At 50.0% G+C, this 26,677-nt stretch carries 21 protein-coding genes; 8 read left to right on the top strand and 13 right to left on the bottom strand.

What is annotated here, in order from left to right:
• Positions 1 to 69 precede the first annotated feature (69 nt).
• The gene (gene ydgH, locus E2566_RS11000; RefSeq protein ID WP_107169538.1) at positions 70 to 1,023 is read right to left on the bottom strand and encodes a DUF1471 family protein YdgH; all 954 of its coding nucleotides are present in this window, start codon (positions 1,021 to 1,023) and stop codon (positions 70 to 72) included.
• Between the two features lie 581 nt (positions 1,024 to 1,604).
• Here ydgH and pntA point away from each other — a divergent pair.
• A complete protein-coding gene (gene pntA / locus E2566_RS10995; protein ID WP_107169537.1) occupies positions 1,605 to 3,134 on the top strand; it encodes a Re/Si-specific NAD(P)(+) transhydrogenase subunit alpha in 1,530 nt (509 codons plus the stop codon).
• A 10-nt stretch (positions 3,135 to 3,144) separates the two neighbouring features.
• A complete protein-coding gene (pntB, locus tag E2566_RS10990; RefSeq protein WP_103860658.1) occupies positions 3,145 to 4,533 on the top strand; it encodes a Re/Si-specific NAD(P)(+) transhydrogenase subunit beta in 1,389 nt (462 codons plus the stop codon).
• 134 nt (positions 4,534 to 4,667) lie between these two features.
• Here the strand turns inward: pntB and uspE are convergent, their stop codons facing one another.
• The 3 genes from uspE to ogt form a co-directional block, all read right to left on the bottom strand.
• Complete coding sequence (gene uspE, locus E2566_RS10985; protein ID WP_107169536.1) at positions 4,668 to 5,618, bottom strand: universal stress protein UspE; 951 nt, start codon at positions 5,616 to 5,618, stop codon at positions 4,668 to 4,670.
• A 189-nt stretch (positions 5,619 to 5,807) separates the two neighbouring features.
• On the bottom strand, positions 5,808 to 6,554 hold the full coding sequence (fnr, locus tag E2566_RS10980; protein WP_005968491.1) for a fumarate/nitrate reduction transcriptional regulator Fnr: 747 nt from the start codon (positions 6,552 to 6,554) through the stop codon (positions 5,808 to 5,810).
• 267 nt (positions 6,555 to 6,821) lie between these two features.
• A complete protein-coding gene (gene ogt, locus E2566_RS10975; protein WP_107169535.1) occupies positions 6,822 to 7,355 on the bottom strand; it encodes a methylated-DNA--[protein]-cysteine S-methyltransferase in 534 nt (177 codons plus the stop codon).
• Between the two features lie 486 nt (positions 7,356 to 7,841).
• Here ogt and E2566_RS10970 point away from each other — a divergent pair, with 486 nt between their 5' ends.
• The gene (locus E2566_RS10970; RefSeq protein ID WP_107169534.1) at positions 7,842 to 9,137 is read left to right on the top strand and encodes a Gfo/Idh/MocA family oxidoreductase; all 1,296 of its coding nucleotides are present in this window, start codon (positions 7,842 to 7,844) and stop codon (positions 9,135 to 9,137) included.
• Positions 9,138 to 9,245: 108 nt separating this feature from the next.
• The gene (locus tag E2566_RS10965) at positions 9,246 to 10,565 is read left to right on the top strand and encodes an ABC transporter substrate-binding protein (RefSeq protein ID WP_107169683.1); all 1,320 of its coding nucleotides are present in this window, start codon (positions 9,246 to 9,248) and stop codon (positions 10,563 to 10,565) included.
• Positions 10,566 to 10,643: 78 nt separating this feature from the next.
• Here the strand turns inward: E2566_RS10965 and E2566_RS10960 are convergent, their stop codons facing one another.
• The 9 genes from E2566_RS10960 to E2566_RS10920 form a co-directional block, all read right to left on the bottom strand.
• On the bottom strand, positions 10,644 to 11,873 hold the full coding sequence (locus tag E2566_RS10960; RefSeq protein WP_107169533.1) for an SAM-dependent methyltransferase: 1,230 nt from the start codon (positions 11,871 to 11,873) through the stop codon (positions 10,644 to 10,646).
• The gene (locus tag E2566_RS10955) at positions 11,870 to 12,595 is read right to left on the bottom strand and encodes a DUF1365 domain-containing protein (RefSeq protein ID WP_107169532.1); all 726 of its coding nucleotides are present in this window, start codon (positions 12,593 to 12,595) and stop codon (positions 11,870 to 11,872) included. The genes E2566_RS10960 and E2566_RS10955 overlap by 4 nt, the downstream gene beginning before the upstream one ends.
• Positions 12,588 to 13,862 (bottom strand): NAD(P)/FAD-dependent oxidoreductase, encoded by a 1,275-nt coding sequence (locus E2566_RS10950; protein ID WP_107169531.1) that lies wholly within the window; start codon positions 13,860 to 13,862, stop codon positions 12,588 to 12,590. The genes E2566_RS10955 and E2566_RS10950 overlap by 8 nt, the downstream gene beginning before the upstream one ends.
• A 4-nt stretch (positions 13,863 to 13,866) precedes the next feature.
• Positions 13,867 to 14,583, bottom strand: a complete 717-nt coding sequence (locus E2566_RS10945; protein WP_107169530.1) for an SDR family NAD(P)-dependent oxidoreductase — start codon at positions 14,581 to 14,583, stop codon at positions 13,867 to 13,869.
• Positions 14,580 to 15,059 (bottom strand): nuclear transport factor 2 family protein, encoded by a 480-nt coding sequence (locus E2566_RS10940; RefSeq protein WP_107169529.1) that lies wholly within the window; start codon positions 15,057 to 15,059, stop codon positions 14,580 to 14,582. The genes E2566_RS10945 and E2566_RS10940 overlap by 4 nt, the downstream gene beginning before the upstream one ends.
• Before the next feature lie 257 nt (positions 15,060 to 15,316).
• Positions 15,317 to 17,779 carry a putative virulence factor gene (locus E2566_RS10935; RefSeq protein ID WP_107169528.1) on the bottom strand — a complete coding sequence of 821 codons (2,463 nt, stop codon included), beginning with the start codon at positions 17,777 to 17,779 and terminating at the stop codon, positions 15,317 to 15,319.
• Positions 17,776 to 20,763, bottom strand: coding sequence for a virulence factor SrfB (locus E2566_RS10930; protein WP_107169527.1), 2,988 nt, complete (start codon positions 20,761 to 20,763; stop codon positions 17,776 to 17,778). The genes E2566_RS10935 and E2566_RS10930 overlap by 4 nt, the downstream gene beginning before the upstream one ends.
• A gap of 2 nt (positions 20,764 to 20,765) precedes the next feature.
• The gene (locus E2566_RS10925) at positions 20,766 to 22,151 is read right to left on the bottom strand and encodes an SrfA family protein (RefSeq protein WP_107169526.1); all 1,386 of its coding nucleotides are present in this window, start codon (positions 22,149 to 22,151) and stop codon (positions 20,766 to 20,768) included.
• 287 nt (positions 22,152 to 22,438) lie between these two features.
• Positions 22,439 to 23,128 (bottom strand): expansin EXLX1 family cellulose-binding protein, encoded by a 690-nt coding sequence (locus tag E2566_RS10920; RefSeq protein WP_107169525.1) that lies wholly within the window; start codon positions 23,126 to 23,128, stop codon positions 22,439 to 22,441.
• Positions 23,129 to 23,458: 330 nt separating this feature from the next.
• Between E2566_RS10920 and E2566_RS10915 the strand changes: the two genes are divergently transcribed.
• The 4 genes from E2566_RS10915 to E2566_RS10900 all read left to right on the top strand — a co-directional run bounded on the left by E2566_RS10915 (position 23,459) and on the right by E2566_RS10900 (position 26,567).
• Positions 23,459 to 23,887, top strand: coding sequence for an OsmC family protein (locus E2566_RS10915; RefSeq protein ID WP_107169524.1), 429 nt, complete (start codon positions 23,459 to 23,461; stop codon positions 23,885 to 23,887).
• 288 nt (positions 23,888 to 24,175) lie between these two features.
• The gene (locus E2566_RS10910) at positions 24,176 to 24,571 is read left to right on the top strand and encodes a cytochrome b562 (protein ID WP_107169523.1); all 396 of its coding nucleotides are present in this window, start codon (positions 24,176 to 24,178) and stop codon (positions 24,569 to 24,571) included.
• A gap of 110 nt (positions 24,572 to 24,681) precedes the next feature.
• The gene (locus E2566_RS10905; RefSeq protein ID WP_107169522.1) at positions 24,682 to 25,233 is read left to right on the top strand and encodes a TetR/AcrR family transcriptional regulator; all 552 of its coding nucleotides are present in this window, start codon (positions 24,682 to 24,684) and stop codon (positions 25,231 to 25,233) included.
• A gap of 137 nt (positions 25,234 to 25,370) precedes the next feature.
• Positions 25,371 to 26,567 (top strand): MFS transporter, encoded by a 1,197-nt coding sequence (locus tag E2566_RS10900; RefSeq protein WP_107169521.1) that lies wholly within the window; start codon positions 25,371 to 25,373, stop codon positions 26,565 to 26,567.
• Positions 26,568 to 26,677: the final 110 nt, after the last annotated feature.

Below are 26,677 nucleotides of genomic sequence, written 5' to 3'. Positions count from 1 at the left end.
GATTACTGATAGCAAAAACCCGCGATATCGCGGGTTTTTTTATAAGGCTTAGCAGCTACACTGCGTCCGTTATTTATAGAGATCGGCACTGATGGTCATGTTGTTGCCTTTACCTTCCCACTGTCTGGTAATGTGGTAGTACTTGGCACCTTTCTCGCCCGCGCGTTTAGCAACCGCTTCGGATATTTGTGTAATATTGGTGTAGTTGCCGCGGAACTGGATGGAGTCGAAAGGCACCATCTGTGCTGCCGTGGCATTGTTAAGTTCCTGAATTTGCGTACCATCAGGCAACGTTACCGTGTAACGTCCACCTTTTGACGATTGCGTTTCAAAGAAGTTGCCCACGCTGCGGCTAGGGCTATCAGAGTAAGCAACGCCTGGGATTTCTACTTTCGCGGCTTCTGCACCACCAGCAGCCAGTGCAGCGCGACCCGCATCAGAATCGGCAGGGATCGCATCAGGTTTCTGAAGCTGGCGTTTTGGCGCATCGGCTTTATAGATAAATGCGGTAGCCCTTTGATTAGCGCTATTCGAGTTCACATCAATCTGGCGTACGATGTAAAACGAGTCAGCATTTTTCTCTTTTGCTGCTTTCGCAATCGCATCGATTAGGTCAGGCTGAGTGCTGAATAAACCGCTCACAGTGACTGTGTCATAAGGTTCCAGCAAATAGGCCGCATCTTTCGGCAGTTCTTTCACGCCGTAGATGGTGCGATATTGCACATCTTGTTTCGCTTTTGGCGCATCTTTGCGATACAGGTCAACAGTAACATTCCAAGAGTCGCTTGTATTCGCATCCGTCATAGATTGCACATAAAACGACGCTGCGCCCGCTTTGTCGGCGCGTTTTGATGCTGCGGCTACCGCTTCATTGATTGCGTTAAATCGTCCTTTAAACGTAATACGCTCAAAGGGTTGCAGGGATTCTGCCTGCTCAGGTGTCAGTTCCTGTGCCGCCTGCGCTGAAAATGCCGAGAGTGATAACAATAATGTGGACGCAATAACAGTAGTCTTCAGCTTCATAAAAAACCCTTTCGCCTTCCTGCAACTCGAATTATTTAAGGTATAGCAATCAACCTGTAACGGAATGGGGTTGATTATCGCACGGAATAAATTCTTGTGCTTTAGCATTTTCAGTGGCGCCGAAAAGCCGTAATGCTTCAGCTAAGAACAAGAAAAGTGCTAATAATAACGGTTAATGATTGTTTTGCCATCATAAGGGATATTTATGTGATTTATCACATTAACAACCTTGTAACACATCGTTTTTGTGAAACAGCACAGAAAAATACTTCCATAATAATGCTACAAAAGGCAGAGAAGAGCATGATTTTCGACCAAGAAAGGCTGGCAGAACCTGTGATAACTCGGCTTTTCTGTGAAATTCATTTTATTTATGGATCATCGATCACATTTTCAGTACGTTATAAATGAGTTCGCCTACAGTGAGACGCCCCGAAAAAGCGTGTGGTAGAAGATGAGTAAACCCTCTTCCTACCGCGTGAATGCGGGGATACAGGGTGCAGTGGGTCTCGGCGAATTCGTATAACAGAGTAGGGTGAGAATAATAACCTTCGTTAAAAATAAGCGAAAAGGGTATCAGCATGCGTATTGGTGTACCAAGAGAGCGGTTGGCCAATGAAGCCCGTGTAGCAGCTACGCCGAAAACGGTTGAACAGCTGCTGAAACTGGGTTTTACGGTCTCGATAGAACGTGAGGCAGGAAAACTGGCAAGTTTTGACGATGCGGCATACGAAGAAGCCGGCGCGTCGATTGTTGACAGCTCAGAAGTCTGGCAATCCGATATTGTCCTGAAGGTGAATGCGCCGCAGGATGATGAAATCGAGCTGACCCGTGCGGGCAGTACGGTTGTCAGTTTCATTTGGCCGGCGCAAAACCCGGTACTGCTGGAAAAACTGGCTGCCCGTCAAGTGACGGTGATGGCAATGGATTCTGTGCCACGTATTTCGCGCGCACAGTCACTGGATGCACTGAGTTCGATGGCCAACATTGCAGGCTATCGCGCTATCGTTGAAGCTGCCCACGAATTTGGCCGTTTCTTTACCGGACAGATTACCGCTGCGGGTAAGGTTCCGCCCGCTAAAGTCATGATTATTGGCGCAGGGGTAGCCGGTTTGGCTGCGATCGGCGCAGCAGGTAGTTTAGGTGCTATCGTTCGTGCTTTTGACACTCGCCCTGAAGTGAAGGAGCAGGTTAAAAGTATGGGAGCCGAGTTCCTCGAACTCGACTTTGAAGAAGAGGCGGGCAGCGGTGACGGCTATGCCAAAGTCATGTCTGAAGCCTTTATCAAAGCGGAAATGGAACTGTTTGCGGCCCAGGCAAAAGACGTCGACATTATCGTCACTACCGCCTTGATCCCAGGGAAACCGGCTCCGCGCCTGATTACCAAAGAGATGGTGCTGAGCATGAAGCCCGGCAGCGTGATCGTCGATTTGGCAGCGCAAACGGGTGGGAACTGCGAATTGACCGTTGCCGACCGCGTGACCGTGACGGAGAACGGCGTCAAAATTATCGGTTACACCGATTTACCTAGCCGTCTACCAACACAATCCTCACAGCTTTACGGCACGAATCTGGTAAACCTGCTTAAGTTGCTCTGCAAAGAGAAAGACGGCGAAATCGATGTCGATTTTGACGACACCGTGATTCGCGGTGTGACCGTTATTAAAGAAGGTGAAATTACCTGGCCAGCGCCGCCAATTCAGGTTTCAGCGCAGCCACAACAGGCAAAACCGGCCGCTGCACCGGTGAAAGCAGAAGCCAAGCCAACATCACCGTGGAAGAAATACGCGTTCCTCGTGATTGCCATTCTGCTGTTTGGCTGGCTGGCTGATGTCGCACCTAAAGAGTTCCTGTCTCACTTTACTGTTTTTGCGTTGTCCTGCGTTGTGGGCTATTACGTGGTCTGGAATGTCAGCCACGCGTTGCACACGCCACTGATGTCAGTGACTAACGCGATATCAGGCATTATCGTTGTCGGAGCATTGTTGCAAATCGGTCACGGCGGATGGGTGTCATTTTTCTCATTCATTGCCGTATTGATTGCCAGCATCAATATTTTCGGTGGTTTCACCGTGACTCAGCGCATGCTGAAAATGTTCCGTAAAAACTAAGGGGTAACACATGTCTGGTGGATTAGTAACTGCTGCATACATTGTTGCCGCAATTCTCTTTATTTTCAGTTTGGCCGGGTTGTCCAAGCACGAAACGTCGCAACAAGGGAACATCTTCGGGATCAGCGGGATGGCGCTTGCGCTGATCGCGACGATTCTGGGGCCTGATTCTGGCAACGTTGGCTGGATCATCGTGGCAATGGCGATCGGTGGATCAATCGGTATTTATCTGGCGCGTAAGGTTGAAATGACCGAAATGCCAGAACTGGTCGCTATTCTTCACAGCTTTGTGGGATTGGCTGCGGTACTGGTCGGCTTTAACAGCTTCCTCGACCACGGTGAAATCACCGATCCAGTGATGGTCAATATCCATTTGACGGAAGTCTTCCTGGGTATCTTCATCGGTGCGGTGACCTTCACAGGCTCAGTTATCGCGTTTGGTAAACTGCGCGGCAATATCTCTTCCAAACCGTTGATGTTGCCTCATCGCCATAAAATGAATCTGGCGGCGCTGGTTGTGTCCTTCCTGCTGTTATTGGTTTTCGTCAACACCGGCAGCGTAGCGTTGCAGGTACTGGCGCTGATTCTGATGACGGCGATTGCGCTGGTGTTTGGTTGGCACTTGGTTGCATCGATTGGCGGTGCAGACATGCCGGTCGTCGTTTCCATGCTGAACTCCTACTCCGGTTGGGCGGCCGCAGCAGCAGGCTTCATGCTGAGCAATGACCTGTTGATCGTGACCGGTGCTCTGGTGGGTTCTTCCGGTGCAATTCTGTCTTACATTATGTGTAAGGCGATGAACCGCTCCTTTATCAGCGTGATTGCCGGTGGTTTTGGTACCGATGGGGTATCCTCCAGTGAGAGCGAAGAGGTCGGAGAATATCGTGAGGCTTCAGCGGAAGATGTAGCTGATTTGCTCAAGAACTCAACCTCGGTCATTATCACGCCGGGATACGGCATGGCCGTTGCACAGGCGCAATACCCTGTGCATGACATCACTGCAAAACTGCGTGCTCGTGGTATCAATGTTCGCTTTGGTATTCACCCGGTTGCCGGGCGTTTACCTGGACATATGAACGTACTGTTAGCTGAAGCGAAAGTGCCTTACGACATCGTGCTGGAAATGGATGAAATTAATGACGATTTCACCGACACTGACACTGTGCTGGTCATTGGCGCGAATGACACCGTTAACCCGGCGGCGCAAGAAGATCCGCATAGCCCAATTGCTGGCATGCCAGTACTGGAAGTGTGGAAAGCGCAGAATGTTATCGTGTTTAAGCGTTCCATGAATACCGGTTACGCTGGCGTACAGAACCCACTATTCTTTAAAGAGAACACGCAGATGTTGTTTGGCGATGCCAAAGACAGCGTTGAGGCGATTCTGAAAGCGCTGTAAGCGTGGTAGAACGTAGAAAACGAAAGGGGCGAACATCGCCCCTTTTTCACATCTATTATATCTATGATACTGCGAAAAATAATGCCAGCACGAAGGCTGGCATTATTTGATGCTGAAAGCGATGCAATGAACGATCAATCGTTTTCGCTATCTTCCTGCGTAATCGGCGAAACGAAATCATCGGGTTTGATCGCTAGCAGGTCGCACTTCAGGTGATCAATCACATGTTCGACGGTGTTGCCGATAAAGGCAGCGGAAAGGCCGGTTCTGCCCAACGATCCCAGAACCACGACGCCAGCCTGCAAATGTTCCGCCAAGTCGGGAATCACCTCTTCTGGCAGCCCTTTTTCTACGTGTGTTACGCGTTCATCCAAGCTGAACTTCTGGCGTAGCGATTTCATGGCAATCAAGTGCTGCCCTCGAATCGCATCGTTGTAGACGCTGGGATCGAAATCAGGCAATTCAATGGCGATATTGATGGGGGTAACCGGGTAAGCGCCAACCAAGTGAACTTCGGTTTGGTCAACCTGCTGCGCTAGCTCCAGCGTTTCTGATACCAGTTTGATATTGAGTGGATCGTGATAAGGATCTTCACTGGCCAGATTGACGGCAACCAATGCTCGGCCTTCGGTCGGCCATGGCTGATCTTTTACCATCCACACGGGGCAAGGACATTTTCTCAGTAATTGCCAGTCTGTTGGCGTAAAGATAACGGCTTCCAGCCGATCGTGCTGATGGGCCATTTTCAACAACAGGTCATGTTGCCCAGAAATTACTTCCCGAATGATGGCTTCAAACGGCTTATTGTGCCAGACCACTTTGATCTCTATCGAAACGCCAGCCTCAAGGTAGTGTTTACACTGTTCCTTAATCCACTCGGTCCGTTGCTGAATAACACCTTGACGCATCTCCCCCCTTTCATCAGGGGAAAGCAGGGTAGTCATTTCATAAGAGAAATCATAAATCGGCAGAAATGCCTTAATATGGCCGCCAAGTCGCTGAACCAGATAAACCGCCCGACGCAGCGCTGGTTGGTCATCCTGATTTGGGTCAATAGCTACCAGTAAATTCTGATACTTTGCCATAGCTCCTCCAAACAGCTGTTACTCCACAGCCCGTAAATTAAGAGTACCGCAATGGGATCGTTTTGAACAACAGAGATAAGCCGCAGAATAACAAAATAGGAAATATCACGGATGATGCAGGGAAGGGGAAAACGATGACGCTGCCACAGCAAAAAAAAGTGGTAGCGTCAACGAGTTAGGCTGGAAGTATTATTTACGTGAAGACCCGGCTAATTCGGAAAGCGCATCGATATTCTCGATCGTAATGTATTTCCCTTTTACTGCCAGCGTACCACTTTTCTGGAAACGTCCCAGCAGACGGCTGATGGTTTCAACGGTCAGCCCTAGGTAGTTACCAATGTCACCGCGCGTCATGGTCAGACGGAATTCACGCGGTGAGAAGCCACGTTGGGCAAAACGGCGGGAAAGGTTGTAAACAAACGCTGCCAGACGCTCTTCAGCGTTCTTCTTCGACAGCAGCAGAATCATGTCCTGGTCGCCACGGATTTCGCCACTCATCAAGCGCATCATCTGTTGACGGAGGTTCGGCATTTTCCCAGAGAGATCGTCCAGCGTTTCGAACGGAATTTCGCAGACCATTGAGGTTTCCAGCGCCTGAGCGAAACTCGGGTGTTGCGCGGTGCCAATCGCGTCAAAACCGACTAAATCGCCCGCCAGATGAAAGCCGGTAATTTGCTCATCGCCTTGCTCTGTGATGGTATAACTTTTTATCGTACCGGAACGAATCGCGTACAGCGATCTGAGTTCATCACCTGCTTTGAATAGCGCTTGCCCCTTCTGGATAGGCTTCTTCCTTTCAATGATGTTGTCGAGCTGATCGAGCTCGTGTTCATTCAGGGTGAAAGGGATGCATAGCTGACTGATACTGCAATCCTGACAGTGGATTGCACAACCGCCAGACTGGATGCGTCGGATAATTCGCTTTTCCGGGATCATAGGCTTTGCTCAGGCAATAATTGATATTGGTCAATTTTAACAGCTTTTATCGGCCGTGATAAGAGCGGCAATCACAGGAATAGACCAATAAATAGTGAACTAACTATAATTTTTCGATTTTGCTGAAAAATATTCTGATATATAAACTTTACGTGGCAATAATATTTTCGCCTATCGCGTTACAGAATGGTTAACGCATTGGTTAACCCGAATCACTTACGAATAAGCAATTCGGCGTGGATTTTTTACGTGTCGGACGCGTTATAATTATAACGGTAAACTATTTTGGCGAGCCAAATAACCTTCGTGCTTTAGCAGCCACTGTTTACGGTGAACCCCCCCAGCATAGCCGGTCATCGCCCCACCGGCACCGATAACACGATGACACGGAACGACGATGCTGACAGGGTTTGAGCCGTTTGCCATGCCGACCGCGCGAGCTGCACCCGTGCGCCCTAATAGCGTCGCAAGCTCGCCGTATGTGGTAATTTCTCCGCAGGGGATGTTGCGTAATTCCCGCCAAACCTGCTGCTGAAATTCGGTTCCTACAGAAGCGACGGGCAGCGTATCAATAATCGTTAATTCGCCATCAAAATAGCGTTGCAGGCTGTCGGTCAAACCACCGGGATTATGACGTGGCTGTAACGAAAAGGGATCATTCCGATAACTGCGATTGAGTGAGCGAAATAAATCGTCTTCATATTCGCGCCACTCAACGGCACGCAAATGATTATTTTCATCAGCAATAATCAATAACTCCCCAAGTGGCGTAGCCATGGTGTCCTGGAAAAAAATCTGCATAGTGATTCCTTACGTGCTTGTCGCTTTCTTGCATCTCTCATTAGTTGCACGCCGATTATCCTGCATCATCAGATGGATTGAAAATAAAATGAGAGATGTGTCACGCAGTGAGGCGAAAAAGGAGAAGGCCATCACGATCGTAACCCGTGCCGCTTCGGTGCATTCTCAATCTGGCAAAAAATGGAAGAACGGGACGCTATTGTGGAGGGAATCCTGCTGGCGTATGAGCAGTTAAGAGAATCAAGTGTGAGGTATGTGGGATAAATCGAATCTAACATTACCAATAAAATCAAACGGTAATATAGTAAATATTCAATTTGTATTTATGAGAGATGGAGCATGTCAATCTTTATCCTACTGCCAGATAACGCTATCACATGGCAATAATATGAAGGTGAACGATGTGGGTATGTTCTATTTTTTATGGCAAAGGCGTTTTATGTACGAATAGCTATGTGATCTACGTTATTGGGGGACATGCGCAGAATGAAAAAGAAATATGCTGTAGTGGGAACGGGTGGCCGAGCGGGCCTTTATCTGGAATCGATCGCCAGAGATCATCAGGAACAGGGGCACTTTGTTGCATTTTGCGATACAAACCAGACGCGAATGGATTACGCCAACCAGATTGTCCATAAATTTGGCCACAATAATGTGGCGACGTATCATGCCGATCAATTTGAGCAGATGATCGCAGAAACCACACCAGATGTTGTTATTGTTGCATCGATAGACCGGACGCATCATCACTATATTATCCGGGCAATGGAACTAGGGTGTGATGTTATCAGTGAAAAACCGATGACGATTGACGAAGAAAAATGTCAGGCGATTATCGACGCGATTAACCGCACCGGCCGTAAATTGCGAGTGACCTTTAATTACCGCTACGCCCCTCACCACAGTAAAGTCCGTGAATTAATTGCCGCAGGCGTTATTGGTGAAGTCTATTCTGTCCATTTTGAATGGCTGTTGAATACCGAACATGGGGCAGATTATTTCCGTCGCTGGCACCGTGACAAACGCAATAGCGGCGGGCTGCTGGTGCATAAATCCACTCACCATTTCGACCTGGTGAATTTCTGGCTGGATAGCGAACCGGAAACCGTTTACGCACAAGGTGATTTGCGCTTTTATGGTAAAGCGAATGCCGAAGCGCGTGGTGTCACCGCATTCTATGCACGTTCACATAATAGTGTTGCAGCAGAGAATGACCCGTTTGCACTGCATATGAATCAAAGCGAACAATTGACGGCTTTATATTTAGATGCCGAACATGAAGATGGTTATTACCGCGATAAAAGCGTGTTCGATGACGGTATTAATATTGAAGATGTGCTGGGTGTCATGGTGCGTTATAAGAACAAAGCCATTATGACGTACTCATTAAATGCCTATTTACCGTGGGAAGGGTTGAATGTGGTGTTTAATGGCAGCAAGGGCCGGTTAGAAATGAAACTGGTAGAAAAATCTTATGTAAACGGAGGCGGACAAAAAGAAGATGAAGGTGCGCTGGATGAATGTGAAATAAAGATCTATCCGATGTTTGACGCGCCTTATGCCGTACCGGTTGAATTTAAATCGGGTGGGCACGGCGGCGGCGATCAAGTCATGTTAAACGATCTGTTTGGTACACCGGAACCCGATCCATTACATCGTGCCGCAGATTATCGTGATGGGGCGATGTCTATTTTAACGGGTATTGCCGCTAATCGGTCGCTACGCACCGAACTGCCAGTGAAAATAAGCGAGCTGGCCGTTAACCTGAAAAGAGGGAATTAATCAACGTACCTGCTATTTCGCAGCAAGCGCGTCCGCATCCGTAGTACCCGTCTGCCTGTAATAAGGAGAAGGGTGGAAACCTCCAAATACTATTATAAGGGTTTTATTATGGCGAAAACACGGAACACATTACCTCACCTGCTCTTACTCTGTGCTGCTCTTCCCGTCGGGGCTGCTTTCTCTCACTCTGCTGACGCCACGGAGATCCGTATCTCCTGGTGGGGAGGAAATCAACGGCACGAAGCCACACTGGCTGCTATTAATGCGTTTCAAAAAGCCAACCCGACGATTACCGTCAAAGCGGAATATGCTGGCTGGGATGGCTATCTTTCCCGACTATCTACGCAGATGGCTGGGGGGCAAGAACCCGATGTTATGCGTATTGACTGGAACTGGTTACCGCAGTTTTCCCGCAACGGCGACGGTTTTTATGATTTGAATAAGCAAAAAGACGTTTTAGGGTTGGGGGATTTTCCACCTAACTACCTGAAAACGTCCGACGTAAAAGGGAAGCTGCAAGGTCTCCCGATTTCGATGACGTCCCGTAGCATGATTTACAACAAAACCACCTGGGATAATGCGGGTGTTGCTTACCCGAAAACCTGGGATGAACTGTTTGCCGCAGGCCCGGTGTTTAAACAAAAACTGGGTGACAATTTTTACCCACTTGGCGTTGCCCAAGGGGCAAGCGATGTGCTGGATATTCTGACGCTCGGCCGTAGCTACATGGCACAGAAATACGGCATTGATCTCATCGATGAGAAGAAGCAAAGCATTGCCTATAGCCGCGATCAGGTAAGAGAGCTCTTCGGCTTTTATAAAAAGCTGGTTGATTCTCATGTGATACCCGATCAGCGCTATTTCTCCTCGTTCGGGCGGACTAACGTTTATGAAATCCGTCCGTGGATTAACGGTGAATTGGCGGGTATGTATCTGTGGGATTCTGCCATCTATACCTATTCCAGCAACATGCCGAAAGAGACGGTCTTAGAAACCGGGCCATTTATCACGATGCCGGATGCGAAAGATTCCGGGCTGACAAGTAAACCGTCTTCGCTGTTTGCGATCAGTAAAAACAGTAAACATCCGAAGGAAGCGGCGATGTTGATGAGTTTTATGCTGAGTAACCCAGAAGGCGTGAAGGCGGTTGGGCTGCAAAACGGGATGCCGGCTAATCCGAAAGCACAAAAACTGCTGGAGGATATTGGTGTGATCAACGCCGGTAATCTGTTAGCAAATGCTTATCGAGCAGCCGCTGAGCAACCTGCATCGAAGGTGCCCGTTTCACCGTTTATGGAAAATCAGGAGCTAGTACAGCTGTGGACCACGAGCCTGCAAAAACTGGACTACGGCAATGGTGAGGTGAATAAAGTTGCCGATGATTTCCTGAATAGCGCTAATCGCATTTTAAAGCGCGCTATCCGATAACCACCGCTGTTAGTGTGCGATGCCGTATCCTTCATGATACGGCATCGTGATTTTTCTTTCTCGCGTTACTCATTTTACTCATGGCCTCTCCGCCGTGAGCTGTACCGTGCTAATGGTTCGGGCGCGAAAGCCCGCTTCACAATAGCAAAGGTAAAATATCCACAGGCGTTGGAAAGATTCATCAAAGCCCTGCGCATTCAACGTATGCCACTGCTGATAAAAACGCTGACGCCATTCGCTCAGGGTGCGGGCATAGTCCTGACCGATATCGAACAGGTCACGGGTGATAAAGTCGGTATGCCGCGTCATAGTTGCGGTCATCGCGGTGACCGAGGGAAGAAAACCGCCGGGGAAAACATAGCGTTGAATAAAGTCCACATGGCGGGAGTAATGATGGTAGCGTTGGTCGGCGATGGTGATGGCCTGAAGCACCATGCGGCCTTGTGGCTTCAATAATTGCTGACAGCATTTGAAGAAGATGGGTAAATAGGCTTTCCCGACTGCCTCGATCATTTCGACCGAGACCAATTTGTCATATTGGCCGCTCAGGGTGCGATAATCCTGTAGCAGCACCGTGACTTTATGGCTCAACCCTGCTTGCTGGATACGTTCAACTGCGTAGTCATATTGCTGCTGTGACAGCGTGGTCGTGGTGACGTAACAACCGTACTCACGTGCGGCCAGTTCGGCTAACCCGCCCCAGCCGGTGCCAATTTCCAGTAAATGGTCCGTTTCACACAGCGCTAATTGTTCACAGAGACGGCACAGTTTGGCGCGCTGTGCGTCTTCTAGCGTCATGTCGGGGTGCTGATACCAGGCGCTGGAATAGAGCATTTCGCTATCGAGAAAGCTGCGATAAAAATGATTGCCCAGATCGTAATGGGCGGCGATGTTTTTCTGTGCCTGCTGCGGACGATTACGACGACACCAGTGTATAAACCGATGGAATGGCGCCGTCAGCCAGCCAAAACGTGCTTCAAGCGTATCAACTAACGCCTGATTCTGCGCCAAGAGCTGAAGAACGAGCGTGAGGTTTGTTGAACTCCAGTCACCATCAATGTAGCTCTCTCCAGCGGCGATGCTTCCACCCAGCAAGATTCGGCGATAGACGCGAGGATGATGTATCGTGATGTCACCTTGCAATGCTGCATGCTGGTCTCCGAAGAGTATTTCATGACCTTCCGGTTCGCGGAGGCGCAAATATCCGCCGTCTATTCGCCCAAGCAGGGCAAAGACCACTTTTCGGGCTCGGAGATAGCGAGCGCTATTGTTCGGGCGACGTACCAGCTGTGTTTCCGTTGAACTCATGGGTTGTCCTTCTTTCCAGACTGCGGATGAGGATAAACGGGGGAACGTTTAATCCACAGTTTCAAAGCTTGCCAATATATGGTGCAGGCGATCTTTATCGTCATTAACGGCAGGGACCAAAGCTGGCTGCGTAGGGCGGCGCGAGTGAGCGGCTGACGGTGTAGCAGCAGCGTTGCATCAAACTCGCGCCCCTGTCTGTGATTCTCGATGTGAATTCTCAGCCGAGCAACGGGCGGCGTGAGTCGCCAGTGGTAGACCATCTCCATCGGGTTAAACGGCGATACATGAAACGCCTTGGATACGGGCTTAGAACCATCGGGGACGACGGCATAAGTATGGCGTTCATTCCAGGGCGTATTACGTACCTCTGCCAGTAACCAGCGCAGTTCATTGTGCTCATCGTATAAATAATAGAAATTAACCGGATTGAAATAGCAGCCGAGATAGCGTAGTTGGCACAGGAGGAAAACCTTCCCTGTGAGACGTTCCCCGGTTAATTCCGCAATCCGATCCTGTGCTTTGGTTTTGATATCGCCGCCACTGAGGTAATCACCGCGATAGAATGACGCTGGGGCAAAGCGTTCTAAAGCGATACCCGCGTGCGGCAAGGCGGGAATTTCATCTAAATCAATGAGCGTCATGAATAGCGCATAGTCAAAACGATGCGTGACGGGCGTGAAGCGCCGATGACGAACTTTACCCACATACAGGGCGCTATTCATACGGCATGCCTTGGTCGAATTGGCTAATGACATCCAGCGCGCTTTTTACACCATCTTCATGAAACCCGTTGTACCAATAGGCACCACAAAACCAGCTACGGTGGTGTCCATTAATACGTTCACGCTGCTGTTGGTACTCCGTTGTCTGTTGAGTAAACACCGGGTGATGATAAACCGCGTGGTGCAATGTTTTATCCGGGTCAATATCCTGCTGAGGGTTCAGTGAGACACAGAAGGTGGTGGATGAACGAAAACCTTGCAGGATATTCATATTATACGTGACGGACGCACGCGAATGGCTAAGCGCTTGATCGACCGGCAGACGATAATTCCAACTTGCCCATGCTCGGTGGTTATGGGGTAAGAGTTGGGTATCGGTATGCAGAATCACATGATTAGGTTGGTAGCGTATGCCTCCGAGAATGCGTCGTTCATCGGACGTACTTGTTTCCAGCAGCGCCAGCGCCTGATCGGAATGGCAGGCGAAAATGACCTGATCAAACCGATACGCCTGTTCGGCAGTATGCAGCGTAATCCCTGAGTCATCACGTATAACCTGACTGACTGGCGTATGGAGATGGATCGTTGCTCGATCGCGGATACGCTCGGCAATGCGTCGCACATACTCCCGTGAACCGCCAGGCACGACCATCCACTGCGGACGATTGACCAAATCCAACAACCCATGGTGGTTGAAGAAGGTGAGGAAAAGCGATAGAGGAAAATGCCGCATATCCTCAAGCGACGATGACCAAATTGCTGCTCCCATTGGCAAAAGATAGTGTTGTGCAAAGAACGGCGAAAATTTTTCCTGCTGTAACAAGTGGCTTAGCGTCAACCCACACCTTTGGTGTTCTCCACTGGCAAGATATCGCTTGCACACACGATTGAAGCGCACGATTTCCGCAACAAAGCGATAGAACGCAGGGCGGAACAGGTTAGCACGCTGGGCAAACAGCGTATTTAGCGTATGTCCGTTATATTCCAGGCCAGAAACTGGGTTACTGACCGAGAAACTCATTTCCGTGGGTTGGCCGATTAAGCCCAGTTCATCCAGCAGGGCAATGAAGTTTGGATAGGTTCGCTCGTTATAAACAATAAAACCTGTATCGATGGCATAAGGGATGCCATCCTGAACCACATCGACTGTTGCCGTGTGTCCCCCCAGATAATTGTTCGCTTCAAATATCGATACCTGAAAGCGTTCGGATAACCTGAGTGCGCAGGTTAAACCAGAAATACCGCTACCAATAATGGCAATCTTCATACCTTTACCTTACTAACCGGCTGGCCAGCAGACGTTGCCATGACTGTGGGAGCACAGAAATCAATTTGAGTAATAGCGCAAAGCCCAAAGGGAAGGCGATTTCGCGTTTCTTCTTTTCCAGCCCGCGCCGAATAGCATCAGAGGCGTGTGACGCAGAGATCAACATCGGCATGGGGAAATCATTACGCGCGGTTAGCGGGGTATCCACAAAACCGGGTAGGATCAGCGACACGGTGATATTGTGAGCTTGCAAATCCAGCGACAGGCTACGTGCGAAATACGCCAGTGCAGCCTTTGAAGCCCCATAGGCTTCTGCTCGCGGCAGGGGAACGAGGCTGGCGGTTGAGCCGACAAACGCCAGATGACTGTGGCTAGCAAGCTGCGGTAAGAGCACCGACAGACAATTCACGGGTCCTATCACGTTGGTTGTTAGTACCCGGCTGATTTTTTCCGCATCAACGACGCCGTTATCCAGATATTCACAGGTTCCCGCGCAGAGAATCACCAAATCGGCTGTGACGCCGTCTAATGCCTGCCGCGTATCGGCTATGTTCGTCATATCAAATGCTGTGGTGCGGAGGGCTGGGAAGGCGGCAGTTAATGCGTGAAGCCGCTGCTCATCGCGCCCGCAGGCGAGGACGTCCCAGCCGTCTCTGGCATAATCCAGCGCCAGTTGTTGACCGATTCCAGAACTGGCTCCGGTAATCAACACGCGTTTCATGCCTGAAGTCTCGATTTTAGGTAACGGATTGACGAGCCCAGCAGGGGAACATGCTGATAAAGCATCGCACCCATGTCGTAGTAATCGCGGTGGTAGATAACTTTGTCGTCAGCAAAGAGTAGGTGGCTACAACCCGCGAGCGTCAGCGGCGCATTATGCTTTAGCGACGGATAGGCATAGTGCATCGTCCAGAACATCGTTGCGCCACCGCGAAAGGTATGGATATCGCTGATATTGAACTGACAATAGCTCAGATTGTTGAGTGAATTGGAAAAGTAACGCTGTAAGGCACTCAGCCCATGATGGTTGGAAATAGGATCGATAAAGTGAATATCCTGATGATAAATATCACCGAGTTCCGTTAATCCCTCGGTTGTCAGTTCTCGATAAAATGCCTTTATTTTCAGCAGAATGGGCTCATAGTCGCCGTTTTCTAGCGAGATACCGTCTTCCTCGCGCGCTTTTTCTATCGTCATAACCACTCCTGTTAAGGTCACCCACATCCACGTCGTGGAAATGGCTAACAGATAGAGGAACGTCAACGCTTATTAATTGAAAGTCATCAGCTTAGGTATAGATTGAATCCACCATTCGTCAAATAAGATTTTTAGGAATGACAAGGGCGCGATAAGTACATTAGGAGGGGAAAATGTGGCAGAAAAAGGAAACATGACATGAATAATAGTGACAACGTCACGCCATGTTTCCTATATCAATCGTGATAGTCTGGAAATTATTTCTCTGCGGGTTTAATTAACGCCAGAATCGTGCCTAACTGTTCGCGCTGTTCAGCACTGACTTCTCGCGCAGCGGAATAACCAGCATTCTGGATAATCATCTCATTCAGGCCAACTAGCCAGTCATAGATATAAAACGCCGTATTGTTGGTGGGCGTTAGCGATAGCTTAGTTAGGCGCTGCGAAGCACCAAAGCTGACTGCCTGTTTTTGCGGCTTGGCGAAAATTTTATGGCCGCGATTAATCCGGCTGGCAGGGCGCAGAGATTCATCAAGCTGCTGGAAGCCAAGCCAGGCAACAAAGTCCCCGAGAATAGTGAGCACGCGCGAAACCTGGCGGTCAGCTTTATTCTCGCGGTTGATGCCCAACGACTCACCATCGACCAGCATATCGACCAACGCTTCTTCGATCCGCAAACGGATACTACCGGTAATCAATTCTTCAACCAGCATTTCGATCGTTGATTTCGGCACATTCAGCAGATCGAGGAGTGGAGCATTTTCCGGCAGGCCGCGTAGGTAGTTAATCCAGTAACGATAAACGCCATGCGCATAGTCCGCCTCATAGCCATGATCGACGGTAATGACGGGTGCAGCGGGTTGGTCGAGCGCGATCGGTTCATCGGCAAAGAGATCGATTTCGATCCCGACACCAAACGGATCGCTATTGGCCAAGGGGGCTGAAGGGTCTTCAGCATCGGTGAGAAAATTGCCATAGCTTGCGCCTTGCTGTTGCAGATACAAACGGCGCAGTTCATCACGCGAAGGCAGAAGACGTTCCAGTAACTCGCCGTGTACGCCGGTTCGGGTCTGGAGCGATTTAAGCAAGGTTTCTGCGATGCGCTGTTTTTCCGCCGGATCGTCAACATCGACGGGCAAATACCAGTTCCCCAGCAGGTTATCGCTGAGTTCACGCTGGAGTTCGTTAAGCTGTTCACCGATGCGACCGAGTTTCACTTCCCGGTGGACTTCAGCACCCAACCACGTGGCCATACGCGCCACGCCGCGCTTATCCATCGCTAGCATCGTTCCCCAGGCATCGCCTGGGTTACCCACATAACGCTGTACTGCTGCATCGTAGTTTTGCCCGTGGGTAATACGCCGATCGTGGCGAGTGACCGCCCAAATTAGCCCCGGTTTACGGTGGCTACGAACCTGCGCGTTTTCGCCCTGCGTTTGTTTCACCCAGTGATCCAAGGCCTTACCGACCACTTTAACATCACCACGATCGCCAGCGGCGCTGCATACCATCAGTACGTTCATTTCCTGATTATCGGTATAGCGCTCTAGCAGATAGGCGCGTTTTGCACGCAATAATGTATGAGCCAGCGGATACGGTATATGTTGGCGTTTTGCTGGTGGCTCGTCCCGCGTTTCGCGGATTTCACCAAAGCCGGGAAAATCCAACACATCGACCTGCTCGAACAGCGCTTCTTTGGGAGGCAAGTGCAGCGGGACAAGCAACTCTGCGGTCAGCATCGTTAATTCAGCCAGCGAGAGCTCGGTTGTTTTCCCTGCGCGCCCATTCTGAACCGGGCGCACCAACACGCCGGGATCGTCGGCGCTGTGCAAACACTCCAGCGCGGAACCGTCGATCAGACTGTCCGCTGGATTCAAATCATCATCTACTAGCGTTCGTAACGGGGCTAACAGCTTGCTTGTACCGGACAGGTGTTGCAGTGTGTGACTGAAATGGCGATACGCAGCGGTCAGCGAATTCAATTCTCCCCATAACACAGAGAAAAGTTGGGCGCGGTCATCAACGGTGAGATAGGGCGCTAATTCAATCGCAACTGGCCAGAAGTGTGCCTCCAACTGTTTCTGCCGTTTGACATCGTGACGTGCGAGATAGTCCCAGAGTTCGACCACTTCATCGCGGCTCATCCCTTCGACGGGTTCTGGCTGACGGTGCATCAACAGCGTTTTGATGTGCTCGGCGATATGGCGTTCATCGAGTTCCTCGAACGTTGTCTCTTGGTTGAGATCGTTCAAAAATGCGTTGGCCATGATCTTGCCGATATCCAACTCGCTGAGGAGTTGCAACTGAACGGGAAACGATTTGTTCTTCACGCCAGACTGTCGGCTAAAACGCGTGACGAGCGCAGCGGCACGGTCAGACGGGTTAATATGATCGATATAATCCAGCTGTTGCCCTTCAAACGAGGTTTCCAGCTTACCGTTTTCTCCCCCGGCCAGTGACGCGATCAGATAGTTTTTTCCCGCCTGAGATAGGCCAAAAAAGCCGATGGCAATCTCTTTCTGTGCAACATCGGACAGATGCTGCGCTTTATTATGATTACGGCGCAATTTGACGATCAGTCGGTCTGCTTCAATATCCAGGCGTGGGGCGTTCTGGCGCGTGTTTTCAACCCAGTCGATGGCTTGTTCAACACCTTGTGTAACGGCCTGTAGCTGGCCGTGAAGTCGGGTGGAAAGCTGTTTAGGCGTTAATCGTTTCATTTTTTAAATACACTCCCACTATCGATCCAATAATGGGTCGCTCCTGAACCGTTAGCGGATAATGTGTTCAATTTGAGTCGTAAATGATGGGGCGGCACGCGGGTGCCATCTTCCAACACAGCATCGGCAATCTCAAAGCGCTCGGGGCTGTCCTGATCGTCGCTTTTTGTCACGGCCAACCGGACGCGCAGTTTACTGTCGCCAACAACCTTACGGGCTAAATCCTGATCGACGATTGATAGCATATAAAGCGAGGACGCGGGCCAGCGCTCGTTGTCTAACTGGCGGAATCCGAGGCAGAGTGAACCGCGTACCTGGAAGCTATGTTTCGGATCAAGTACGAAATCCGGGGCATCCAGATCGATATCGCTGTAATACACGTTATCCAGCGTCAGGGCGTTATTGCTGTCCATCATGCCGAGGTAGCGCACCGTCGAGTATGGCTGAAAATCACCGACCTTAAAGTAAAAGCCCGGTAGACGCAGATCGAGCGCCAGCAGGCACAACATCGCACCGACGGCCGCAGTGGATTTTGGGTTATCGATACGCCCACGTTTGTTAAACGGATACCAGTCGTTGGTGTGATATCCATCCAGTGACAGCATCCGGTTAATCGGCAGCGGTTGCAGGTGGCGGAACAGTGCCTGAATCCCAGGGAAACGCGAAGGACGGCCGGTGAGCAGCAGCACGTCGCACGAATACAGCGACACAACCTCAGACATCAGGCGCAGATTCTGCGTGATATTCATTTTGTTGGACAGGAATTCGCCGTGCAGCTTGTTCAGTTTGAGGATGAGCGGCACCTGCAAAATATCGAATACGACATCGCTAACCGGCAGCTCGCGCTGCACTTCTGTATTGATGTATTCCAGCACTTTACCTGTCGGTGCCTGTTCCAACAATTCGCCGAAGGTGGATTCGATCTCGGCGCTGGTGTCCAGTGGATCAAAGCGCTCATAGGCTTCCAGAATCGCGCGACCGATCGGGATAAAGACCTGCAACGTCACCTGCTGGCGTAGCGTAAGCTGCGCGTCCATACGGCCTTCATTGCCGAACAGTTTTGCCATCAACGCATCCGGGCTGGCCAATCCTGCGGTTTTCAGCGCGCTCTGTAGCGCGGGAAGGATGTAAAGCTGAATCACGTCCAGCAGGATATCGTCACCGGCGACCTTAAAGCCTTCGCGGAACAGCAGGCGTGGAATGATTTTAACGTTGTTGCCCACACCGTCATCGAGCAGATACTGCGTAATGGCGAGGTCGGTGGTGCCGCCGCCGATGTCGATTGAGGCAATGCGCAGCGTTTTCCCTACGGGTTCGCCTTCGTCAAGTTCTTTATCCGGTCGCGCCATGCTGGCGAAGAAATCTTCCGCTCGGCCACCAAAATTCACCTGCGCTTCGTTATACAGGTAAACCATCTGTCCGCACGTCGCTTCGTCCCATTCGATTTGCACCTCCGGCACCGGAACCCGACTCTGTTGCTTGTCGGCTGGCGTGGTGAAATCGTCATCCATCGGATGCCAGTCCATCGCTTTCCAGACCAGCGCAATAGCCTCATGCATGCGGCGACGGAAAATTTCACGTTCAGGCTTCGGCATTGCGGAAGGCAACGTCAGAATGATATTACGCAACTGGCGCGGCGCGCTGCTGTGAATCATCTTCAACCGTTGAGCGGCGCTATTCATCTGCATGAGCGCCTGTGCCAGCAGTTCGGAGAGCATGAATGTCATGATCGAGCTGCGGCTGTAGTGCGGTGAAAATACCGGTAAACGCTCATCCAGCGGCTGATTGTAGAGAGGTTGACCTTCATCATTTAGCATGATGGTCAACGGCATGGCCGTCGCTAATGGTTCGGTCTGCGAGTGGGCGTCCGTTTGGCTGAAGCGCCAGCCTGGTGCATAGCTTTCTTCGTCCCACAAGTAACGGCGCGGGCTGGAAATCCCGCTCGATCCTTCCGTTCCCTGACGCAGCAGCGCCATGTGGCTAGCCTCACGCCCGACGCGAGTGATCGACGGCCAGATGAAGGCATCATCACGGCCGCTTTCTACAGAGAAGTTTTCCTTGCCGAATTTTGCCTGTGAAAATTCAACGCGGCTCTCAAACAGTTCGTTATACAGATAATGTGGCTCACTCAGATCGCGCAGTTGCAGCTCATAGGTCTGCTTCAGGCCGTTGCTTTCGTCTGCATGATCTTCAACCAGAATGCCGCAGGTGTGCGAGTTGCCAACGTCCAAAATCAGGTCAACGTTGACCGCGGGTTCCTGCAATGTGCCGGTATTGATGCGAATTTCCGGCACTTCAAGCTGGTTGCCCAACATATCCAACACATTCAAATAATGTGCCTGATATTCAAATCCTCTGAGCGCCACTTTCACATCATGGCTATCGCGGTTTTCCTGCACTTTAACCTGCTGAGTAAAGACTTCACGCAGCCACCCGTCGACCCAGGTTTCATCGAGGAATTCACCCAATTCATCGCTGTGATAAGCCAGCGCGAAATTCCCCCCCGTTTTGATGTCATTGGCATTCGGTGCCAGAGACTCGTACTCGTGGCCTTCGGGATAGGTTTTGGTATCGAACGCTAAACAAATGCGGTGCGTGTTGCCGTCCTGATCGGGCGTATCTAAAGTGAGAATCTGCATCCGCGCCCAGTTGTCTGGACCGCCCATAAAAGTACGCGGCGGATTGAAACGGAAGAAGGGCAGTGGCAGCCAGACTTTTTCCAACAGCTTAAGCGATTGCTCAAGCGAGATACTCAACTCAGGTTTCACGACTTCCGGTGGCATACCGGTTGCTGAAGGCAGCAGGTATTTGTCCGAGTGTTCATCGTAAAGCAGGTGCAGTAAGGGGCCGTTGGCACTTTTACGCACATAACAGTTAGGCTGTTCAGCTAAAAACTGCGGCTTTAACGCAAAATCCAAAAACTGAATCCCGCTGTCCTGAATCAACGTAATGCGTTGTTTATAATCGGTAATCGTCGCCAGCATGATTATTTACTCTCGCGCTTTATCGTCATCGGGAAAACGGTGTCTGCGTCATAACGACCAATACACTCCGCAGCGGTGCCAGATGCACCTTGTTTACAAACCAGTTCCGGCATTTGGAAACGAGAATTATCGGAACAGCGTGCACCAGAACGACTATTGATGATCAGATTGCCAGAGCCCATTAATCCCGCCTCAACATTGGCACGACACGTGACACCGTCACCATGAGTGATACGCGCAGTCCCTTTGCCATTTTGGATTTGGTAGCGCAGGCTCGGTGGCCTTCCGGTAATTGGGGCTTTTCCATCAACAATGACGCGCCAGTTGCCGTTCAGGAATTTGATAGATCCGATTTTCACCGCATCTGCCGGCATGACTAAGTCATCCCGGCCCGCAGGAAGTGCCGGTACTTGTTCAATAACCGGTTCAACCGGTGGTGTAACAGGCTCTTTGGGTTCAACAACCGCAGGGGCTTCTGGTTTGACTGCCTCTACAATCGGCGGTGCTGAAACGGGTGGCTCAACGGCTTTTACGATCTCTTTTTCTACGACAGGCGGAGCGGGTGGCGGTGTGGGTTCAGCCGGCGTCGAGGCAGGCAGTGCGCGTTTTTCCTGCTTGACCGTTGCAGCCTGTTCGGATGTCGGTTTGTTGTCTTGTCCTGACACGCAGCCACGTATTTGTAATGCCAAAATAGCGAATAGCGCGGCGGCAGGTAACAGCCACCACAGGCGGAAGAATGGCGGGCGAGCAGGTAATGTTGCCGCAGCGGTAGGCGCTGGTGTCGGCTCAACGGGCTCGGGCTGAGCAATAGGCTGTGGTTCTGGCTCGGGTTCAGGGTCAACCAATGGAAGCGTTGGTACGCTTGCTACGGGCGTGGAGGCGACCACAAGCGGTTCAGCTTCTCTGATGACAGGGCGCAGGCAATCCAATGCATCAAGACGGGACTTCTTATCAAGGTTGACGAAACCCCAGAACGTTAAAACAGGTTTACCATCAACCAGATAGACGTGGTTTGCTCCAGGGAACTGTATCGCTTTTGCCAGCAGGACACCGAAAAGTTTCTGCCCCGCTTTTTCTGCATTTTGCGCACGCAGGCTGATGTCGGCAACCGCGGTTTGATAGGTTTCCAGTAATGACAGCGCTTTTTCCCGTTCTTCTTCACTGGCAGCAATCCAGGAGGTGACTTTACCGTCAATTGGCGCATACCAGTCAATACGGTCGCCATGCTCGTTGGGTTGGGGAATCGCCAGACAATCGGCAATTTGCTGCTGTTTTCTGAGACGTAACGTTTCCCGCAATTGAAGTGCTGATGCGTAAACTGGCTGCCCGTTCTCACCCAGCGCCAGAAAATCATCCAAACTTCCACTACGTAAAAATAATTTTGCCACGCAAAAGAGACCTTTTGTAATGATGCCTAAAGCAGAAAATAGAATGTAATCTGCGACAGGGTATACTGTAGTGCGAATGATGGCGAATCAAACGCTTAAAGAAGTGATAAAACTAACAAATATTTGGGCAATAGAAAAAGTGGGAAGCGAGATGCGTACTCACGAAGAACGGACAATATCCAGATAATACAATGAAAATTCTTAAAAAAGTGTCTACTGCTTCAATCGCAATCTGGCAGAAATGAGGGATGCTGCGTAGTGTCAGCTTCCCTCAAGGTTTTGAGTGATTACAGTTGGATGTTGCCTGTGATCAGATACGCAGATGACGTGCTTTGTGACATCGGCGGCAGCGTATCACTGAGGACGTTGCCTTTTACATCGGTAAATTCAATCGGAATGTCGTTCATTCCGACGTGCTCCACAATAAAGTGGTTGTAATCGGTTTTTTGTGCAGCAATCCATTGGTTATTGCGCATATATTTCATTTCAATAACCGGATATTTCACATTCCTAAATTGCACCGCTGCCCAGTAAGGGTTTGAACCTTCCTTTATACGATAAATAACGTTGCCATTGACTGGCGCTTCGATCAGCGTCCAGTCGATATTAATTTTCCCATCTCGCAGGTCGCCTATTTTCTCGAATGCATTAAACGATAAATCTAATGCGCAATCTCCACCTTCTGGATAAAGATCCGTGACATAAACCACCGTGCTGCCTTTTGGACCATTCACTTTCAGGTATGCTCCAGCCAGCGATGCTTTAATACCGCGATAATCCAGTTGGCTCCGGTTTAGCGCGGTGATCTCCATATTTTGTGGAATAGGGTCCAATAAGAGTGCGCCACCCTGATACCCAGAGCCCGTTGCGGTAGCGTAACCGTAACAGATATCGTCCAGTTCCCACTGGGCGTGAGCGGTATTAATCAGGGGGATAACGCATAATGCGGACAACGCTAATGAGGTTATTTTATTCATGTTTCACATCCAATATGATTCAAGAGTAATAACATAGGTGAGTCGTAAAAATAAATGCGCCAAAACAGAATTCCATTTTCTTAAAACCCATTGTTCTGACACATCGATAATCCAGAGTTTGTATAAATAGGTAAATCGGTTTTATCTTAAAATAATAAAGCAGTGAATATATCTCTGAGTTTATTTATATATAGTGAAATAATTATGTGCATAGAATAATTGATTTGGGGTTATGCCAAATATGTTCTACGGTTTAAAGGGCGTGATGATTACATGGCTACGTTCCAACTCGGATAGCTGCCAATGGCTAATCTATAACGAGGAGATTGCATGACTATTCATAAGAAAGGGCAAGCGCATTGGGAAGGTGATATCAAGCAGGGAAAGGGCTCGGTTTCAACAGAAAGCGGGGCATTGCGGCAGCAACCTTATGGTTTCAATACCCGCTTTGAGGGTAAACCCGGCACGAACCCGGAAGAGCTGATTGGTGCGGCGCACGCTGCCTGTTTCTCTATGGCACTATCGCTGATGTTAGGCGAAGAAGGCCATAAGCCCGAGTCGATTGATGCTACGGCAGATGTATCGCTTGATAAGGTCGATGGTGGATTTGCGATTACTAACATCGCGCTTCACAGCACGGTGAAGCTACCGGGGATTGATGAAGCCACGTTCGATAAGATTATCCAAAAAGCGAAAGCGGGTTGCCCGGTGTCAAAAGTGCTCAAGGCTGAGATTACACTGGACTATCAGTTGAACTAACGACTGAGCGTGACGACTACGGGAGTGATGAAAGGGCTTGCCAGACGATACTGGTGAGCCTTTTTACATTCACCCAATCAAAAACAGCAAAATGATTAAAAATAATTTAACATCTTTACGATAATAACCATAAAATCAGAATTGCCATTACGGTGTAATCTGGTCGTGGTGTTGTAGGCAATATAGTTGTAGGCAATATAAATAACAAAAGCAATATTGGGCTGGCCGGCGTGTGGGGGCCAGATTCTTTGAGTATGTCGTGCTGTGGAACACAAGCGAGAGTTCAAGATGAATAGAATGACCAAGATCTGTTTTTCTGTGCTGTTGGCCGGTAGTTTGCTGACACCTGTTTTAGCAAATGCGACCGTGTCGGAAGACATGCGCGGTATGCAAAAAAGTTATACTGCCGCGACTAAAGCGGACGATGCTACAACATTGAAAACTGCGTTGAGCACATTCCGTGAACATGTTGTGAATGCCAAAACGCAGGTGCCGCCTGATTTCGCCAAGCAACCCGCTGATGGCCCAGACAGAAAAGCCTATGTGGAAGGTCTGGATAAGATTTTGCAAAAAGTCGACAGCGCGCAGGCTCTAGCGGATGCCGGTAAACTGAGTGAAGCGAAAGCGGCACTAGCAGAAATCAACACCTTGAAAGGTGAATATCACAGTAAATTGAGAGGCTAAACCGCTTTTCGTTTACCATAAGCCGCCAGTGGGAACCAAACTCACTGGCGGCTTTTTTATTATAAGAATTACGATCGTCAGAATTACCAGTTAAAAGGGGGAACAGAACGATGTCACCATCACTCGATGCAACGCATGATGGCAAAGATACACAACACAGAATTCTTGAAGCCGCGCTGGAAGTCATACTGGATCATGGCGTGCGAGGGGCAACCTACCGAAAAATTGCGCAACAGGCAGGGCTGTCACCGGGGACGCTGACCTATCGCTATAGCAGTATTGAACTGCTGCTGAACAACGCGTTCGTTTATATGGTTGATGGCATATCACACGCCTTCCGAGTTCGTCTCAAGCAGGCAAAAGACATCGAGAGCGCGCGCGAAGCGGTGGTTGACTTGATCTGTGGAGATATTTGGGCGACGCCGCGTCATCTGACATTGAGCTTTGAACTGTACGCGCTGGCATCGCGTAAAGAAGAGTATCGGCTGATATTGCAGGAGTGGATGACGCGCAGCAGAAAATCACTTCACCTCCATTTCAGTATTGCGACCGCGTGTTCGCTGGATGCGGTGATTGAAGGATATACGATTCATAACTATCTCAATAATGAAGCCGTCAGCCGCGAAGACATTCTCAATACGGTGATAAAACTGACATCCTGATACCGTCTGGCGCGATCTTGCCAGACGTCTTCCCGCGAAAAAAAGAACGTAATGAAACAGGTGCAAAGCGGCGCATATTCGTGCGATAGTTATTCGTACATATGTACGAATTGATTTAAATAAAGATGACGAGAGATATGACTACAAAACCCGCTATCAATAAATTCGCCCTGTTCGGGCTGATGTTCATTCCCGGTTTTACGTGGGCAACCTGGGTGACCCGAACCCCTGTGATGCGGGATGTACTGAATGCTTCAACGGAAACCATGGGTATGATCCTGTTCGGTTTTTCATGTGGTTCCATGCTCGGCGTATTGGGGGCAGGTAAAGTTATTAACGTCCTCGGCATCCGTAAAACCATGGCCGGTGGATTTCTATTACTTCTGCTTGGGCTACTTGTGCTTGCCGTTTCACTTTCTGTTCGGAGCACACCGGGTGCCTTTATGGGACTGTTGATTTTCGGTGCAGGCGTTGGGCTGGTTGATATCGCGATCAACATTGAAGGTGCGGCGTTTGAGCAACATTTGAAGAAAAGCCTAATGACAACGCTGCACGGTTTCTTTAGCCTGGGAACGCTGGTTGGCGCACTGGCTGGGATGGCGATGACCGCGTTCGGCGTTAATACGACGCTGCATTTTGTCACGGTAGTTGCACTGTCGATACTTACCGCTATTTTATTGATGCGCCAAATGCCATGGCTGAGCGATCTAGCCAGTTCTGAGCAAGAAGAGAAAGGGGATTACAAAACCCAGGTTTTCAACGAACTTAAGGACCGCCGTCTGTTGATTCTTGGCGTGGTTATTCTTGCGATGGCGCTTGCAGAAGGTTCTGCCAACGACTGGCTGCCGTTACTGATGATCGATGGCCACAACTTCGGCCACACAACAGGGACGTTGGTTTATGTCGGATTTACGGCAGGCATGACGCTGGGTCGTTTTGCCGGAGGATATTTTGTCGATCGCTTCGGTAAGGTCAATGTCCTCCGATTCAGTGCTGCTTCCGCCGCACTGGGGCTGGCGCTGGTGATCTTCTCTAATGCTCCACTATTGGCCGCCGCTGCGGTTATCTTCTGGGGCATTGGTGCATCGTTGGGATTCCCACTGACGATTTCTGCCGCAGGAAGTGGAGAAAACAGTGCCGTTCGCGTCACGATTGCCGCAACATTGGGTTACTTTGCTTTTCTCGTGGGCCCGCCTGCATTGGGCTTTCTTGGCGAGGTCGCGGGGTTGCGCATCGCGATGTTACCCGTACTTGCCATGGTGATTCTGGCTTTTATTTGTTCTTCTTCCGCCCGCGATCGGGTGGCCAGTACGGCATCTGAAACGCCATCCTGACGTTTTTGCACGGTTCCATTTCGTATTATCGGAACCGTGCAGTTTGTGTCATGATGTTGATTATGTTGAAAATAAATTACGTGATAGCCGCCAATGTTGAATACCGCAAT

Source organism: Pectobacterium punjabense, assembly GCF_012427845.1.
Classification (GTDB): Bacteria; Pseudomonadota; Gammaproteobacteria; order Enterobacterales; family Enterobacteriaceae; genus Pectobacterium; species Pectobacterium punjabense.
This window is presented reverse-complemented; position numbering and strand designations above follow the sequence as displayed.

Coding starts and splice junctions, on each gene's coding strand:
- ydgH (WP_107169538.1), bottom strand. CDS start 1,023: ATGAAGCTGAAGACTACTGTTATTGCGTCCACATTATTGTTATCACTC.
- pntA (WP_107169537.1), top strand. CDS start 1,605: ATGCGTATTGGTGTACCAAGAGAGCGGTTGGCCAATGAAGCCCGTGTA.
- pntB (WP_103860658.1), top strand. CDS start 3,145: ATGTCTGGTGGATTAGTAACTGCTGCATACATTGTTGCCGCAATTCTC.
- uspE (WP_107169536.1), bottom strand. CDS start 5,618: ATGGCAAAGTATCAGAATTTACTGGTAGCTATTGACCCAAATCAGGAT.
- fnr (WP_005968491.1), bottom strand. CDS start 6,554: ATGATCCCGGAAAAGCGAATTATCCGACGCATCCAGTCTGGCGGTTGT.
- ogt (WP_107169535.1), bottom strand. CDS start 7,355: ATGCAGATTTTTTTCCAGGACACCATGGCTACGCCACTTGGGGAGTTA.
- E2566_RS10970 (WP_107169534.1), top strand. CDS start 7,842: ATGAAAAAGAAATATGCTGTAGTGGGAACGGGTGGCCGAGCGGGCCTT.
- E2566_RS10965 (WP_107169683.1), top strand. CDS start 9,246: ATGGCGAAAACACGGAACACATTACCTCACCTGCTCTTACTCTGTGCT.
- E2566_RS10960 (WP_107169533.1), bottom strand. CDS start 11,873: ATGAGTTCAACGGAAACACAGCTGGTACGTCGCCCGAACAATAGCGCT.
- E2566_RS10955 (WP_107169532.1), bottom strand. CDS start 12,595: ATGAATAGCGCCCTGTATGTGGGTAAAGTTCGTCATCGGCGCTTCACG.
- E2566_RS10950 (WP_107169531.1), bottom strand. CDS start 13,862: ATGAAGATTGCCATTATTGGTAGCGGTATTTCTGGTTTAACCTGCGCA.
- E2566_RS10945 (WP_107169530.1), bottom strand. CDS start 14,583: ATGAAACGCGTGTTGATTACCGGAGCCAGTTCTGGAATCGGTCAACAA.
- E2566_RS10940 (WP_107169529.1), bottom strand. CDS start 15,059: ATGACGATAGAAAAAGCGCGCGAGGAAGACGGTATCTCGCTAGAAAAC.
- E2566_RS10935 (WP_107169528.1), bottom strand. CDS start 17,779: ATGAAACGATTAACGCCTAAACAGCTTTCCACCCGACTTCACGGCCAG.
- E2566_RS10930 (WP_107169527.1), bottom strand. CDS start 20,763: ATGCTGGCGACGATTACCGATTATAAACAACGCATTACGTTGATTCAG.
- E2566_RS10920 (WP_107169525.1), bottom strand. CDS start 23,128: ATGAATAAAATAACCTCATTAGCGTTGTCCGCATTATGCGTTATCCCC.
- E2566_RS10915 (WP_107169524.1), top strand. CDS start 23,459: ATGACTATTCATAAGAAAGGGCAAGCGCATTGGGAAGGTGATATCAAG.
- E2566_RS10910 (WP_107169523.1), top strand. CDS start 24,176: ATGAATAGAATGACCAAGATCTGTTTTTCTGTGCTGTTGGCCGGTAGT.
- E2566_RS10905 (WP_107169522.1), top strand. CDS start 24,682: ATGTCACCATCACTCGATGCAACGCATGATGGCAAAGATACACAACAC.
- E2566_RS10900 (WP_107169521.1), top strand. CDS start 25,371: ATGACTACAAAACCCGCTATCAATAAATTCGCCCTGTTCGGGCTGATG.